This window comes from Halorubrum sp. F4, assembly GCF_027257195.1.
Classification (GTDB): Archaea; Halobacteriota; Halobacteria; order Halobacteriales; family Haloferacaceae; genus Halorubrum.
In genome coordinates, this window is the sequence record NZ_JAPDFS010000001.1 from 299971 (window position 1) to 312503 (window position 12533).

General features: G+C 67.4%; 16 protein-coding genes. 6 read left to right on the forward strand and 10 right to left on the reverse strand.

Annotation, left to right across the window (positions count from 1 at the left end; all coding sequences use genetic code 11):
• Positions 1-11: 11 nt before the first annotated feature.
• Positions 12-353, reverse strand: coding sequence for a hypothetical protein (locus OKW78_RS01510; protein WP_281193573.1), 342 nt, complete (start codon positions 351-353; stop codon positions 12-14).
• Between the two features lie 138 nt (positions 354-491).
• On the opposite strand from OKW78_RS01510, the gene OKW78_RS01515 reads away from it, so the two are divergent.
• The 4 genes from OKW78_RS01515 to OKW78_RS01530 all read left to right on the forward strand — a co-directional run bounded on the left by OKW78_RS01515 (position 492) and on the right by OKW78_RS01530 (position 4112).
• Positions 492-1124, forward strand: a complete 633-nt coding sequence (locus OKW78_RS01515; RefSeq protein ID WP_281193574.1) for a hypothetical protein — start codon at positions 492-494, stop codon at positions 1122-1124.
• 177 nt (positions 1125-1301) lie between these two features.
• The gene (locus OKW78_RS01520; protein WP_281193575.1) at positions 1302-2216 is read left to right on the forward strand and encodes a DUF3267 domain-containing protein; all 915 of its coding nucleotides are present in this window, start codon (positions 1302-1304) and stop codon (positions 2214-2216) included.
• A gap of 213 nt (positions 2217-2429) precedes the next feature.
• Positions 2430-3686, forward strand: a complete 1257-nt coding sequence (locus OKW78_RS01525) for a transposase (protein ID WP_281193576.1) — start codon at positions 2430-2432, stop codon at positions 3684-3686.
• Positions 3687-3734: 48 nt separating this feature from the next.
• On the forward strand, positions 3735-4112 hold the full coding sequence (locus OKW78_RS01530) for a hypothetical protein (protein ID WP_281193577.1): 378 nt from the start codon (positions 3735-3737) through the stop codon (positions 4110-4112).
• A gap of 30 nt (positions 4113-4142) precedes the next feature.
• Here the strand turns inward: OKW78_RS01530 and OKW78_RS01535 are convergent, their stop codons facing one another.
• The 3 genes from OKW78_RS01535 to OKW78_RS01545 all read right to left on the reverse strand — a co-directional run bounded on the left by OKW78_RS01535 (position 4143) and on the right by OKW78_RS01545 (position 6611).
• Positions 4143-4433 (reverse strand): DUF6360 family protein, encoded by a 291-nt coding sequence (locus OKW78_RS01535; protein WP_281193578.1) that lies wholly within the window; start codon positions 4431-4433, stop codon positions 4143-4145.
• Between the two features lie 30 nt (positions 4434-4463).
• Positions 4464-6212, reverse strand: a complete 1749-nt coding sequence (locus OKW78_RS01540) for a nitrite/sulfite reductase (protein WP_281193579.1) — start codon at positions 6210-6212, stop codon at positions 4464-4466.
• 90 nt (positions 6213-6302) lie between these two features.
• Entirely contained in the window at positions 6303-6611 is a 309-nt protein-coding gene (locus OKW78_RS01545; protein ID WP_281194139.1) for a hypothetical protein, read from the reverse strand.
• A 217-nt stretch (positions 6612-6828) separates the two neighbouring features.
• On the opposite strand from OKW78_RS01545, the gene OKW78_RS01550 reads away from it, so the two are divergent.
• Positions 6829-7011 carry a hypothetical protein gene (locus tag OKW78_RS01550; RefSeq protein WP_281193580.1) on the forward strand — a complete coding sequence of 61 codons (183 nt, stop codon included), beginning with the start codon at positions 6829-6831 and terminating at the stop codon, positions 7009-7011.
• The gene (locus OKW78_RS01555; RefSeq protein WP_281193581.1) at positions 7008-7217 is read left to right on the forward strand and encodes a hypothetical protein; all 210 of its coding nucleotides are present in this window, start codon (positions 7008-7010) and stop codon (positions 7215-7217) included. Before OKW78_RS01550 ends, OKW78_RS01555 begins: the two co-directional genes overlap by 4 nt.
• A 63-nt stretch (positions 7218-7280) precedes the next feature.
• Here OKW78_RS01555 and OKW78_RS01560 read toward each other — a convergent pair whose 3' ends face one another.
• The 6 genes from OKW78_RS01560 to ilvC all read right to left on the reverse strand — a co-directional run bounded on the left by OKW78_RS01560 (position 7281) and on the right by ilvC (position 12528).
• A complete protein-coding gene (locus tag OKW78_RS01560; protein WP_281193582.1) occupies positions 7281-7820 on the reverse strand; it encodes a CBS domain-containing protein in 540 nt (179 codons plus the stop codon).
• Between the two features lie 49 nt (positions 7821-7869).
• A complete protein-coding gene (locus OKW78_RS01565) occupies positions 7870-8247 on the reverse strand; it encodes a DUF555 domain-containing protein (protein ID WP_281193583.1) in 378 nt (125 codons plus the stop codon).
• Between the two features lie 137 nt (positions 8248-8384).
• On the reverse strand, positions 8385-9377 hold the full coding sequence (locus OKW78_RS01570) for an isocitrate/isopropylmalate family dehydrogenase (protein ID WP_281193584.1): 993 nt from the start codon (positions 9375-9377) through the stop codon (positions 8385-8387).
• The gene (gene leuD, locus OKW78_RS01575; RefSeq protein ID WP_281193585.1) at positions 9378-10058 is read right to left on the reverse strand and encodes a 3-isopropylmalate dehydratase small subunit; all 681 of its coding nucleotides are present in this window, start codon (positions 10056-10058) and stop codon (positions 9378-9380) included.
• The gene (leuC, locus tag OKW78_RS01580; protein WP_281193586.1) at positions 10055-11476 is read right to left on the reverse strand and encodes a 3-isopropylmalate dehydratase large subunit; all 1422 of its coding nucleotides are present in this window, start codon (positions 11474-11476) and stop codon (positions 10055-10057) included. The genes leuD and leuC overlap by 4 nt, the downstream gene beginning before the upstream one ends.
• Entirely contained in the window at positions 11476-12528 is a 1053-nt protein-coding gene (gene ilvC / locus OKW78_RS01585) for a ketol-acid reductoisomerase (protein WP_281193587.1), read from the reverse strand. The genes leuC and ilvC overlap by 1 nt, the downstream gene beginning before the upstream one ends.
• Between the last annotated feature and the right edge of the window lie 5 nt (positions 12529-12533).

Here is a 12533-nt window from a genome sequence, read left to right on the forward strand (position 1 = left end):
GACGTGGCCGGTCAGTCCGGCGCGCTCGAGAGCGATCCGGGCGCGTACGCGTACACCGCGTAGAGCACGGTTGCCGCGATCAGGAAGTCGAGACTGTGCGCGAGGAAGTGATGGACCGGCATCGGTACGTGGCCGAGGACGGTGCCCGCACCGACGACCGAGCGCGCCAGAAGCGCCCCCACGGCGACGCTTATCAGCAGGTGTCGTCCGGTCCGGCGGCGGCCGTACGCGACCACACTCACGAGGAAGAGGAGCCCCGTCCCGATCCCCGCCACGACGACGACGGCCAGTATCGGGAGCGATCCCTCGACGCCCCACGCGGCGGTCGACAGCGACGCGGTCCGCGGAACCATGTGTCTCCGGTTGGACGCGATCAGTTATAAAAAGCGAGGAGGGAGGGGCTCGAGCGTCGCCTCCACGGTGACGGTCGGTTCCTCACCGTACGTATCCGCTACCCAACAGCTATCGCGTTCGGCCGCCTCGAATCGGACATGTTTCGTCGCGATGCGCTCCGGGCAGGAACAGCACTCGGAGTCGCCGGCGTCGCCGGTTGTCTCGGGCGGAGCGGGAGTCCGAACTTCACTGAGGGGTTCGAAGGGAGCCTCGGTGAATGGGAGCCCGAGGCGACCATCGGCCCGGAAGTCGATGTTGTGGACTTCGAATGGGAGGTCGAGGTCTCCGAGACGGAAGCGGCCGAAGGGGAACGGTCGCTCCGGGTGTGGAACGAGGGCGATCACGACGACGGCGTGACGTGGGTGTCCCATCCGATCTCGGTCGAATCCGGACGATCGTACCGGATCGAGGCCACGGGCCGGTTCTGGAGCGACTCGGAATCGTTCAACACGATCCGTCATGCGGTGATGCGACTCGGCCCCGAACCCGCCGAGGTCGAGGACGACTTCCCACAGCTCGGCGTCAACTCCACCGAGTTCGGAGAGACGCCGATCGGCGGGCTCCGAGAGCCGCTGTGGCTCGCCGACGGCTGGCGGGAGTACTCGTTCGAGTGGACGACGCCGGAACTGTCGACCGACACGCTCCACTTCGCCGTCGGAACCGCGGTCATCTGGGAGGCCGACGCGACGCACTACGTCGACGACCTGACGGTTACCATCGAACCACGGTGAACGCTGAAACCCGCGGACGCTACCGACCGTAGGGCCTCCCGTTGCGTGGACGCCGATCGCCTGACGGTCGCTCCGACGTTCATCGGACTCCGAGACGCGGCCCGCAACGACCCGTGTAGCCCGACGGGACGAAACGCAGGCTCGGGTACTTAACGGTTGGACGAGAGACGGGATCGTATGGCATCGATCGGCAACGGTGACGCGGAGACGGTTCTCGCCGAGCTCGAACTGACGCGCGGGCTCACGATCCAGATGGCGGCGCTGAGTACGTTGGGCGTCTTCGTCGCCGCGGCCGCGTTTGGCGGCCTCTACCAAGCCGTCATCGGGCAGCCAGCCACGTTCCGGTTCGCGCCCGGCGTCGCCTGGTGGACCACCGCCCTGGACGGCCTCGTCATCCTCCTGTTAGTGACCGTGATCCTCGTCCCCCACGAGTGGCTCCACGGCCTCGCCATTCGATATTACGGCGGCGAACCGAAGTACGGAGTCGGTGTCGCCCACTTCGTTCTCCCGTACGCGTACGCCACGACCGACCACGAGTTCACCCGCGACCAGTTCGTCGTCGTGCTCGTGACGCCGCTGGTCGTGATGACAGCCGTCGGCGTGCCGGTAATGTTAGCCTTCGAGTGGGGCTGGCTGGTCATCCCGCTGGCTGCGAACGCCGCAGGCGCGATCGCCGACCTCTGGATGACGATGACCCTGCTCGCGTTCCCCGCGGACGTCCGTATCGAGGACCACCGGAACGGCGTGCGGATCGTGGGTCGAGAGAGCGACCGCCGTGGGACGCTCTCGGTGACCGCCGTCGTCTGGGACGCGCTCGCCGGGGCGGCCGTCGCCGCGGTCGGCGTGTTCGTCGTGCTGGCGGTCGGCGGCCCGCTCGTCCTTGACGTCCTCGCCGTTGACTCCCTCACGATCGGGACGCCGGACACGCTCGGCTTCCTGTTCTCGTTCTCGTCGACGCCGGACGAGATCTCGATGAGCGTTGGTCCCGGGGTACTCGGCATTGGCGCGGCCGTCGGATCGCTCTACGCGTTTCTCCGGAGCTACCGACGTGCTCGTTCTCGATCTGACGGGAAGCGAGCGGGAAGGGAATGAGCGGTTCGAGGGATGGACGATGCGTCCCTCCCACGGGAGCGTCATCGATCGTCGGCGGTTTCGTTCGGGCGGGACGTTGGTTCAACTGAAGCGGTAGCGCGGAGTCCCCTTCCTCAAGGAGCGGGCAAAGTGAGCGAGTAGGGAGGGGAGGAGCGCGTTCGCACCGGATATACAACACCAGTCTATAAGTAGCCTCCCAATCACATTGAAACTGTGGCAGACGACTACGTGCGCCGGACAGCAATCACTCGTCTCGAAGTTACAGACGAGCAACGCGACCTCCTTGAAGACACCATCTCCGACTGGAAACAGGGTTGCCAACTCGCCACCGACATGGCGTGGGGCAAGTGTAACACCAAGAGCGACGTACAGCCCCTCGCCTACGATACTGTGCGCGAACACACCGGCCTCGGCAGTCAGCACGCGATTCTCGCCACCCACCAAGCCGCACAAGCCATCACCGGCTGCATCGAACGCCGCTCCAACGGCAAGAAAGTCAGCAAACCCACCTTCACCGCACCCACGGTGAAATACGACACCCGGACAATGACGCTATTTGACGACGATACGGTGTCACTCTCCACCACAGAGAGTCGCGTCCGGTGTCCGCTTGCTTTGCCCGACGCCGACGATGGCTACCAACGGCAGTACCTTGATTCGGACGAGTGGAGCGTCACGGAAAGCACACTCACCGTCCGTGACGGTGACTACTTCTTGCACATCGGGTTCCGCCGACACAAGAACGATACCGAACGAAACACCGCCGAGGACGGAACGGTTCTCGGGGTCGATCTCGGCATCGAAAACCTCGCCGTCACCAGCACTGCACGGTTCATCAGCGGGCGAGAACTAACTCACGACCTCCGCGAATTTGAGAAGGTTCGCACCGGACTCCAGCAGACCGGGACGCGAAGCGCCCACCGAACGCTCGAACAGGCGAGTGGGCGCGAACTTCGTTACGTCCGCGACGTACTTCACCGAGCGTCGAAAACCATCGTATACGAAGCACTCCGATACGACTGCGACGTGATCGCGTTCGAGGACTTGACCCATATCCGCGACCGAACGGGTGCGTCGTGGGGGCACAAGTGGGCGTTCCGAACGCTGTACGAGCAAGTGGAGTACAAAGCCGAAGCCGAAGGTATCTCGGTGAAGCAAGTCGGTTCGGCGTACACGTCAAAACGGTGCGCCGAGTGTGGCTTTACCGCGGACGAAAATCGCGCGACTCGCAGCGACTTCCGATGTGTGAAGTGCGAGTCGGAAGCGAATGCGGACTACAATGCGGCGAAGAATATCGGGATGCGGTATGTCCGTCGGGGCCAACAGTCGTCTCGGCGGACGGGCAACAGTCAGCTCGCCCTGAAGTCTGGAACTGTGACGCCGAGTGGTGGATTCACCGCCCACCCGGAAGGGTTCGAGGTCGAGTTCACGGACAAGCCCCACCCTCAACGAGCGAACCCGTCAGGGTGAGCGAAGTAGGGTGGGGTAGTTGACGTGTCACGCCTGGGTGTGCACGGTATGAACCGTCGCCGGTTCCTCGCCGTCGCGGGCGCCACGTCGTTAGCCGGTTGTACGGCGCCCTTCGGTCCCGAAGAGAGCAGCCGTCTCGATCTCACCGTACGGAACGACCGTGCCGATCCGATCACCGTTCGGGTCGAGGTCGTCGATGCCGAGGGAACGACCTACGAGGACGGATCCGATCGGATCGACGGCGGAGTGGCTCGCGCCTTCGAGGTGATCGGCGGCCAGGAGGGACGTCACGAGGTGACCGTCTCCGGTGACGGTTTTCGCGGACAGCTCGCGTGGAACGCCGCCACGTGCCGGCTGTTCGACGGACGGGTCAGGGTGACCGACGACCTCGTCGAGGTGGCCGGCGAGTGTGTCGATCAACGGTAGGCGCATCGGGAGTGCGAACGGGACGGCGTCTCAAGCGTCCACGTCGTCCCGTGCCGCCTCGACGCGGTCCGCCGCCGACTCCAGCGCCTCGGCGAGCGTTCGTGCCTGCCCCGGCGAGAGCTCGATCTCGTCGGCGTGCGCCGGGATCGGGATCGCGGTGTCGTCGAGTTCGACCTGGAGATCGACGTGGTCCGGGTCCTCACGCGGCGCGGTGACGTTCACCACGCCGGGCGCGTCCGCCTCGAAGCCGTGCCCCCTCGCTCGGGCGTCGACGAGGTCCAGCGTGGTGTACGCGTTCACGCGGAGCAGTCGGTCGCTCACGTCTCTCCCCCCGTGGTCCGGCCCCACATCTCAGTCGTCCGCCGGCACGGGCGGGGCGTCGTCGAGCCCGTCCTCCTCGGCGTACGGATACCAGGTACGCTTCGTGTTGTGCATCATCGGGTCCTCGTAGTCGGTCTCCTCCGGATCGACGAACGCGTCGAGCTCCTCGTCGTCGTGACGCGCGACGAACGCACGGAACGACTCGCCCTCCTCGCGCTCGCCGGCGAACGAGTCGATCAGGCTCGCGATCGCGCCCGGGATCTCGTCGGCTGGAACGCGCTGGGTGACCCAGCGGGCGAACCCCGGATCGTCGCCGAGGCCGCCGCCGAGCCCCACGTCGAGCGCCTCGACCGGCTCGCCGTCCTTCCGCGTCTTCATGCCGCGGAGGCTCACGTCCGCGATCTGCGGCTGCGCGCAGGAGGCGGTACAGCCGGAGAGGTGGATGTGGAACTCCTCGACGCCCTCGGGAAGCTCGACGTTCCCCTTCAGCCACCGGGCGAACCGCACCTGCCGGTTCTTGGTCTCGACGATGGAGAGCGAACAGAATTCGGTGCCCGTACACGCGACGGACCCGCGCATGAACGGCGACGGGTCCGGCGAGTAGTGTTCCAGTAGGGGCTCGGCGAGGAACTCGTCGAGCGCGTCGTCGGGCACGTCGGTGACGATGACGTTCTGCCGCTGGGAGAGCCGCACCTCGCCGGAGCCGTACTCGTCGGCGAGGTCGGCGAGATCGAGCACGTCGGCCGCACCCATCCGGCCGACGAGCACGTTCAGGCCGACGAAGTTGGTCCCGTCCTTCTGGTCGTGGACGCCGACGAGGTCGTTGCGCTCGCCCTCGCCGGTGTTGTAGGTGTACTCCTCGCGGACGTCGCGGCCGGCGGTCTCGAGTTCGAAGTCGACGTACTCGGCCTGGAGCGTCTCGCAGACCTCCTCGGGCCCCCACTCGTCGACGAGGAACTTGATCCGGGCGTTGTAGCGGTCCTCGCGGTCGCCGTTGTCGCGGAACAGCGCGGAGAGGCCGCCGGCGACGTCGGGGACCCGCTCCGGCGGGACCCAGACGTCGATGTCGCGGGCGAAGCGCGGCTCGTTGCGCGCGAGCCCGCCGCCGACCCGGACGTTGAAGCCGACGACGTCCTCATCCTCGACCTCCTTGTACGCGGGCTCGAAGGCGAGGTCGTTGATGTCGCCCTGCCCGGAGCCGTCGGCGGAGCCGGTCACGGACACCTTCCACTTCCGCGGGAGGTTCGAGTGGTCGTCGTCGCCCTTGAACGTCTCGTTGAGCTCGCGGATGACGGGCCAGGCGTCGATCACCTCCTGGCCGTCCTTGCCCGCGACGGGGTTCCCGACGATGTTCCGCCAGGAGTCGCCACACGCCTGCTGGGTGGAGAGCCCGTTCGCCTCCAGCTTCTCGAAGATCGCGGGCACGTCCGACAGCTCGATCCAGTGGAGCTGGATCGACTGGCGGGTGGTGAAGTCGGCGTAGGCGTCGCCGAAGATCGGGTTCGTCCCCGGTCCGCGGGCGTACTCGTCGGCGATCTCGCCGACGACGCGGAGCTGTCCCGGCTCCAGGACGCCGTTCGGCGTCCCGATCCGCATCATGAAGTAGCCCTCCTGGCCGTTCCGCTGGTGGTACAGCCCCCACCACTTGAACCGCTCGAACCAGGCGTCCCGCTCGTCGTCGGGGATCGAGTCGAACCCCCGTTCCGCGAACTCGAACAGGTGGTCCCGGATCTCGTTCCCGTAGACCTCCGACTTCCAGTTTTCGACGTCCGTTGGCATCGTATCCCGACACACGACCGCCGACCACATAGGGGACCCCGTGGAGTCAACGTTGCCCGGTGCCCCCTCGAATAGGTGACTCTTGCCGGTTTATTCGCGTCGCTCCCGACGAACGCAGGAACGGTCGAATTCGACGAACTCGTCGGCCCGAACCCGGCCGACCGGGAGCCACCCCGTGATCCCGCTAGCGCCGCATTCGATACACTGGCCGTAGACGCGGACCTCGACCCGGGACCCGTCGACGCCGACCTCCTGGAAGTTCTCGACGACGAGGTCGGCCAGATCACAGCCGCAGAAATCGGGGGCGTCGAGCCGCCAGAGTTCGCTCACGCGGACCTCGCGGTGGTCGTCGACCGATATCCATGCGCCGTCGTCGAGCACGCGCAGACGGGTCGTCACGCTCCCCGGTTGGACGGCCACGACCCAATGGGTGACGCCCCCCGCAAACCGCGTCGGCTCCGGGGACGTCCCGATCCGCGAAGATCGCCAGACTGAGGCCGGATCGAGGGCCGAAGGCGCGTCACTGATACCGGAGGTCGGTTCCGGTACCCGGGAGTAGTGGTTCGATTTACTCGTGTGGGGTCCCTTATGATCGGCGCGACGGTAGGACGCGTCGATGACCGAGACGACACCCGAAACCGCGATCGATCGCCGTGGCGGCGGAGACGACGACCGACCGCATCGCCAGCACGCGTCCGCCGACGTCGCGCCCGAACTGTTCGAGTCCGTCCGGGGTCGGGAACCGATCCGGAGCCACGAACCGGTCCGGGACCGCGAACCGATCCGGAGCCAGCCATGACGGGAACGAGCGAGTCGCGCTCGTTGGTCGCCGAGGACGACCGGGAGAACGGGTCGACCGCGGAGGGAACCGACCACGAGAACGGGGAGACTGATTCCACGCCGAGCGAGGCTGCGACGGAGGAGGGCGACCATCTCGAGGACCTGAAGGACGGTGCCGGCTGTACGGAGATCTGGGAACACCTCTCCGAGAACCGCGACGGATGACGCCGCGGCGATCGAAACGGGACGAGGGGGACGGTAGGGACGACGGTCCTCTCCCGATGCCGTCTACGAGAGGTGCGCGGCGATGTCGGCCTCGGTGATTATCCCGACCGTCTCTCCGCCGTCAGTCACCATCACCGCCTTGTAGTGGTCGAGCAGGTTCCGGATCTCGTCGACGGTCGCGGTCGGCGCGACGGTGGGGAACGACTCGCTCATCACCTCGCTGACCGGATGTTTCCCGACGTTCTCGCCCGCGTGGACCACGTCCCCCTGGCTGATCGATCCGACGGGGACCCCGTTCTGGAGGACCGGTAGCTGGGAGTACGCCTCCCGCTCCATCAGCTCGACCGAGTCGCTCACGGCGTCGTCGGGGGCGACGCTGATCACGGTCTCGTTCATGAGGTCGGTCGCGCGCACCACCTCCCCTTCGGCCTCCTGGAGGGCGTTCACGATCCGTCGCAGCGTCGAGAGCCGCGGGTCGACGTCGCCGCCCTCGATGCGGGCGATGAGCGGCTGTGAGACGCCCGCGGCGTCCGCGAGCGCGCTCTGCGTCAGTTCGAGCGACGTCCGTCGTTCGCGCAGGTCCTGTGGCGTCGGAAGCTCCATACGGCTAATAACCCTTGGTTATTAGAAAAGGTTTCGGCCCTTCGATCGTTCAGCGATCGCCGGCGTCCGTCTCCTCGTCGTCGGCCTCGGTCTCCATCACGTCGATGACCTCGAGCGGGACGTCCCGGAGCGCGCCGCCGACCTCGCTCTTCGCGATCCGTTCCGCGTGCTCTTCGCTGTCGGCGTTGAAGACGTCGATCTCCAGGAGGAGTCCGACGAGCGCCGTGTTCGCGGCGAGGAACGCCGCGTCGAACGGCTCCCCGCAGGCGGGACAGCCGGTGACGCCGGGTTCGACCTCGACGTACTGCTTGTCCGTCTCGTTGAGTCGCTTTCCGGCTTCGCTGACCGCGACGCCGATGGCGTCGTCGGTCTCCTCGACGTCACGAACCAACCAGGCCGCTTCCATCGCGACCGCGTAGTTGCTCATATCCGTTCGAGGGGCCGCAGGGTTTCGTCTCTTGTGGTTCGTCGGCGGTCGCCGGAGGCCGTGCCGAGACCACGCTCGTTGGTGACGGCGAGGCCGCAGACCGCGTCGGTGAGGCCGCGGACCGCTCCGGCGACGATCTACAGCCGGTCGACGATCGCCGCGGTGACCTCCTCGGTCGTCGCGTCGCCGCCGAGGTCGCCCGTCCGCGGGCCGTCTGACAGCACCGACTCGACCGCGGTCCGGACCCGCCCGCCCTCCTCGACGTAGCCGAGGTGCTCGAGAAGCATGGCCGCGGAGAGGACCGTGGCCGTCGGGTTCGCGATCCCCTCGCCGGCGATGTCGGGCGCGGTTCCGTGAACCGGCTCGAAGAGCCCGTTCTCGTGGCCGACGTTCGCCGAGGGGAGCAGGCCGAGCCCGCCGACGAGCCCGGCGGCCAGATCGGAGAGCACGTCGCCCGCGAGGTTCGGACAGACGACCACGCCGTACCCGCTCGGGTCGAGCGGGAGCTTCGTCGCGAACGCGTCCATCAGCTCCTCGTCGGCGTCGACGCCGCGCTCCTCGGCGACGGCGAGCACCTCCCGCCGGAAGCGTCCGTCGGTCTCGCGCATCACGTTCGACTTGTGTGCGACCGTGAATCCGTCGCGACCGTCGGGGCCGCGGCCGTCCTCGACGAACTCGCAGGCGTACTCGGCGAGCTCGCGGGAGGCCGAGGACGTGACCACGCGCGTCAGCGTGGAGAGGTCCTCGCTGAGCCGGTCCTCGTGGCCGGCGTAGACTCCCTCGGTGTTCTCACGGAGGAACACCACGTCGGTCTCCGGCCGCAGCGCGTCGACGCCGGGGTACGCCTTCGCGGGCCGGACGTTCACGAACGAGTCGACCGCGTCCCGCAGCGGGAGGATGACGTCGGCGGCGGTCTCGCCGGCCGCGCCGAACAGCGTCGCGTCGGCGTCCGCCACCGTTTCGTACGTCTCCGCCGGGAGCGCCTCGCCGGTCGTCTCCTTCACCGCGTCGCCGGCCTCGGCCTCGACGAACTCGAAGCCGATGTCGAACGCCTCGAGCACCTCGATGGCCGCCGGTACGACCTCCCGGCCGATCCCGTCGCCCTCGATGACGACGATCTCCTCGGCCATTCAGTCGTCCCCCGCGGCGCCCTCGGCGGCGTCGTCGGCCGGCACGTGTTCGTCGGGGACGTACGGCAGCGAGCGCGCCGTCGCCTTCACCGCCCCCGCGTTCGCGCCCATCAACGCCGTGGTGTCCCAGACGCCCTCCACGAGCGCCTTCCGCTGGGCGTCGTGAACCGTCGCGTCGATCGTCGTGTCGTCGTAGGTGACCGTCTCCGCGGCGACGTCGATGTCGATCTCGGCGGCCGGGTTCGCCTCGACGTAGTCCTGAAGGCCCTCGATGGACGCTTGATCGGCGGTGATCGTCGGGATCCCGAGCGCGAGGCAGTTGCCCGCGAAGATCTCCGCGAACGACTCGCCGACGACGGCGTCGATCCCCCAGCGCATCAGCGCCTGCGGGGCGTGCTCGCGCGAGGATCCACAGCCGAAGTTCGCGTTGACGACGAGCACGTTCGCGCCCCGGTACTTCTCCTCGTTGAAGGGGTGGTCCTTCTCGTTGTCCTCGTCGTCGAACCGCTGGTCGAAGAAGGAGAACTGACCCAGCCCGTCGAAGGTGACGACCTTCATGAACCGCGCCGGGATGATCTGGTCGGTGTCGATGTCGTTTCCACGGACCGGGATGCCGGTTCCGGTGACCTCGGTTACCTTCTCCGCGGGCGCCTCGCCGGCGCTGAACTCGGGCGAACTCATACGGTCGCCACCTCCTCCAGCTCGCGGACGTCGGTGACCTCGCCGGTCACCGCCGCGGCCGCGACCATGATCGGACTCATCAGCACGGTCCGCCCGTCCTTCGATCCCTGGCGGCCGACGAAGTTCCGGTTCGAGGAGGAGGCGCTCGCCTCGTCACCCTGGAGCTGGTCGTCGTTCATCCCGAGACACATCGAACAACCGGGGTCACGCCAGTCGAACCCGGCGTCCGTGAACACCTCGTCGAGTCCCTCGGCCTCCGCGGCCCGTTGGACGCGCTGGCTACCGGGGACGACCATCGCGCGGACGTCGTCGTCGACCTCCCGGCCCTTGACGAAGGCCGCGGCCTCCCGCAGGTCCTTCAGACGAGCGTTCGTACACGACCCGAGGAAGGCGACGTCGATCTCGTAGCCCTCCATCGTGTCGCCGGGCTCGACGCGCATGTGCTCCTGCGCTCTACGCGCGGTGTCCGCCTTGTCGGCGGGCAGGTCGTCGGGGTGCGGGATCGCTTCGGTGATGCCGATCCCCTGGCCGGGCGTGGTACCCCAGGTGACGACCGGCTCGATCTCGGAGCCGTCGATCGTGACGACGTCGTCGTACTCGGCGTCGTCGTCGGAGGCGATGGACTCCCAGTAGGGCTTCAGTTCCTCGAACTTCTCGGGGTCGTCGGCGAAGGCGTCCGTCTCCTTCAGCCACTCGTAGGTCGTCTCGTCCGGGTTGACGTACCCCGCGCGTGCGCCGCCCTCGATGGACATGTTACAGATGGACATCCGACCCTCCATGCCGAGGTTCTCGATCGCTTCGCCGGCGTACTCGTACACGTAGCCGACGCCGCCGTCGGTGCCGAGCTTCCGGATGATGGTGAGGATCACGTCCTTCGCGGTGACGCCCTCGCCGAGCTCGCCCGTGACCTCGATCTTCCGGACCTTCTGTTTCTCCATGGCGACGCAGCCGGTCGCCAGCACGTCGCGGATCTGGGAGGTGCCGATCCCGAACGCCAACGCGCCGAACGCGCCGTGCGTCGAGGTGTGCGAGTCGCCACAGACGATCGTCATGCCGGGCTGGGTGAGCCCCTGCTCCGGACCGATGACGTGGACGATACCCTGGTTGCCGGAGTCGGGATCGGAGAACTCGATCCCGGACCCTCGGACGTTCTCCTCGAGTTCCGCCATCATGTCCTCCGCGGCCTCGTCCGCGTACGGTCGGTCGCGGTTCCCGGTCGGGACGATGTGATCGACCGTCGCGTGCGTCCGTTTCGGGAAGGCGACCTCGCGGCCGCGCTCCTTCAGCATGCCGAACGCCTGCGGACTCGTCACCTCGTGGACGAGATGGAGGCCGACGAACAGCTGGTCCTGGCCGGTCGGCAGCTCCGTCACCTTGTGACGGTCCCACACCTTGTCGTACAGCGTCCCCTCTCCCATCAGGCCTTCACCTCGGCCGTCTCGTCCTCGTCTTCCTCCTCCTGCCAGGCGAACAGCCCGCGGAGCTCCTCGCCGACCTCCTCGATCTCGTGGTTCTTCTCGGCGGTCCGCAGCTGGGTGTACGACGGCCGACCCGCCTGGTTCTCCGCGATCCACTCGCGGGCGAACTGGCCGTTCTGGACCTTCTCGAGGATCTCCTCCATGTTCTCGCGAGCGTGTTCGTCGACGACGACGTCACCCTGCGTGAGCCCGCCGTACTCGGCGGTGTCGGAGACCGAGTCCCACATGCCGCCGAGCCCGTCCTCGTACATCAGGTCGACGATGAGCTTCAGCTCGTTGAGACACTCGAAGTACGCCATCTCGGGGGAGTAGCCGGCGTCGACGAGCGTCTCGTACCCCTGCTTCACGAGCGAGGTGACGCCGCCGCACAGCACCGCCTGCTCGCCGAACAGGTCCGTCTCCGTCTCCTCGCGGAAGGACGTCTCGACGACGCCGGCACGGGTACAGCCGATGGCGGCCGCGTACGCGAGCCCCTCGTCGTGCGCCTCGCCGGTGGCGTCCTGATAGACCGCCAGCAGGCCGGGCGTCCCCTGGTCGTTCTCGTAGTTCCGGCGCACGAGGTGGCCCGGCGACTTCGGCGCGACCATCGTCACGTCGACGTCCTCGGGCGGCTGGATCTGGTTGTAGTGGATGTTGAATCCGTGCGCGAACTGGAGCGTGTCGCCGGCCTCGAGGTTCGGCTCGATCGCGTTCTCGTAGACGTCAGGCTGGACCGTGTCGGGAACGAGCACGCTCACGATGTCCGCCTCCGCGACCGCGTCCGCGGGGGTCGCCACGCGGAGCCCGTCGCCCTCGGCGGCCTCGCGGGACGAACTGCCCTCGCGGAGACCGACGACCACGTCGACCCCGCTGTCCGCGAGGTTCTGTGCGTGGGCGTGACCCTGCGAGCCGTAACCGAGCACGGCGACCGTCTTGTGGGCGATCGCCTCGCTGTCGGCGTCGTCGTCGTAGTATACTATCGAATCGAACGTCTGAGTGTCGTCTTCCGTCATTGTAG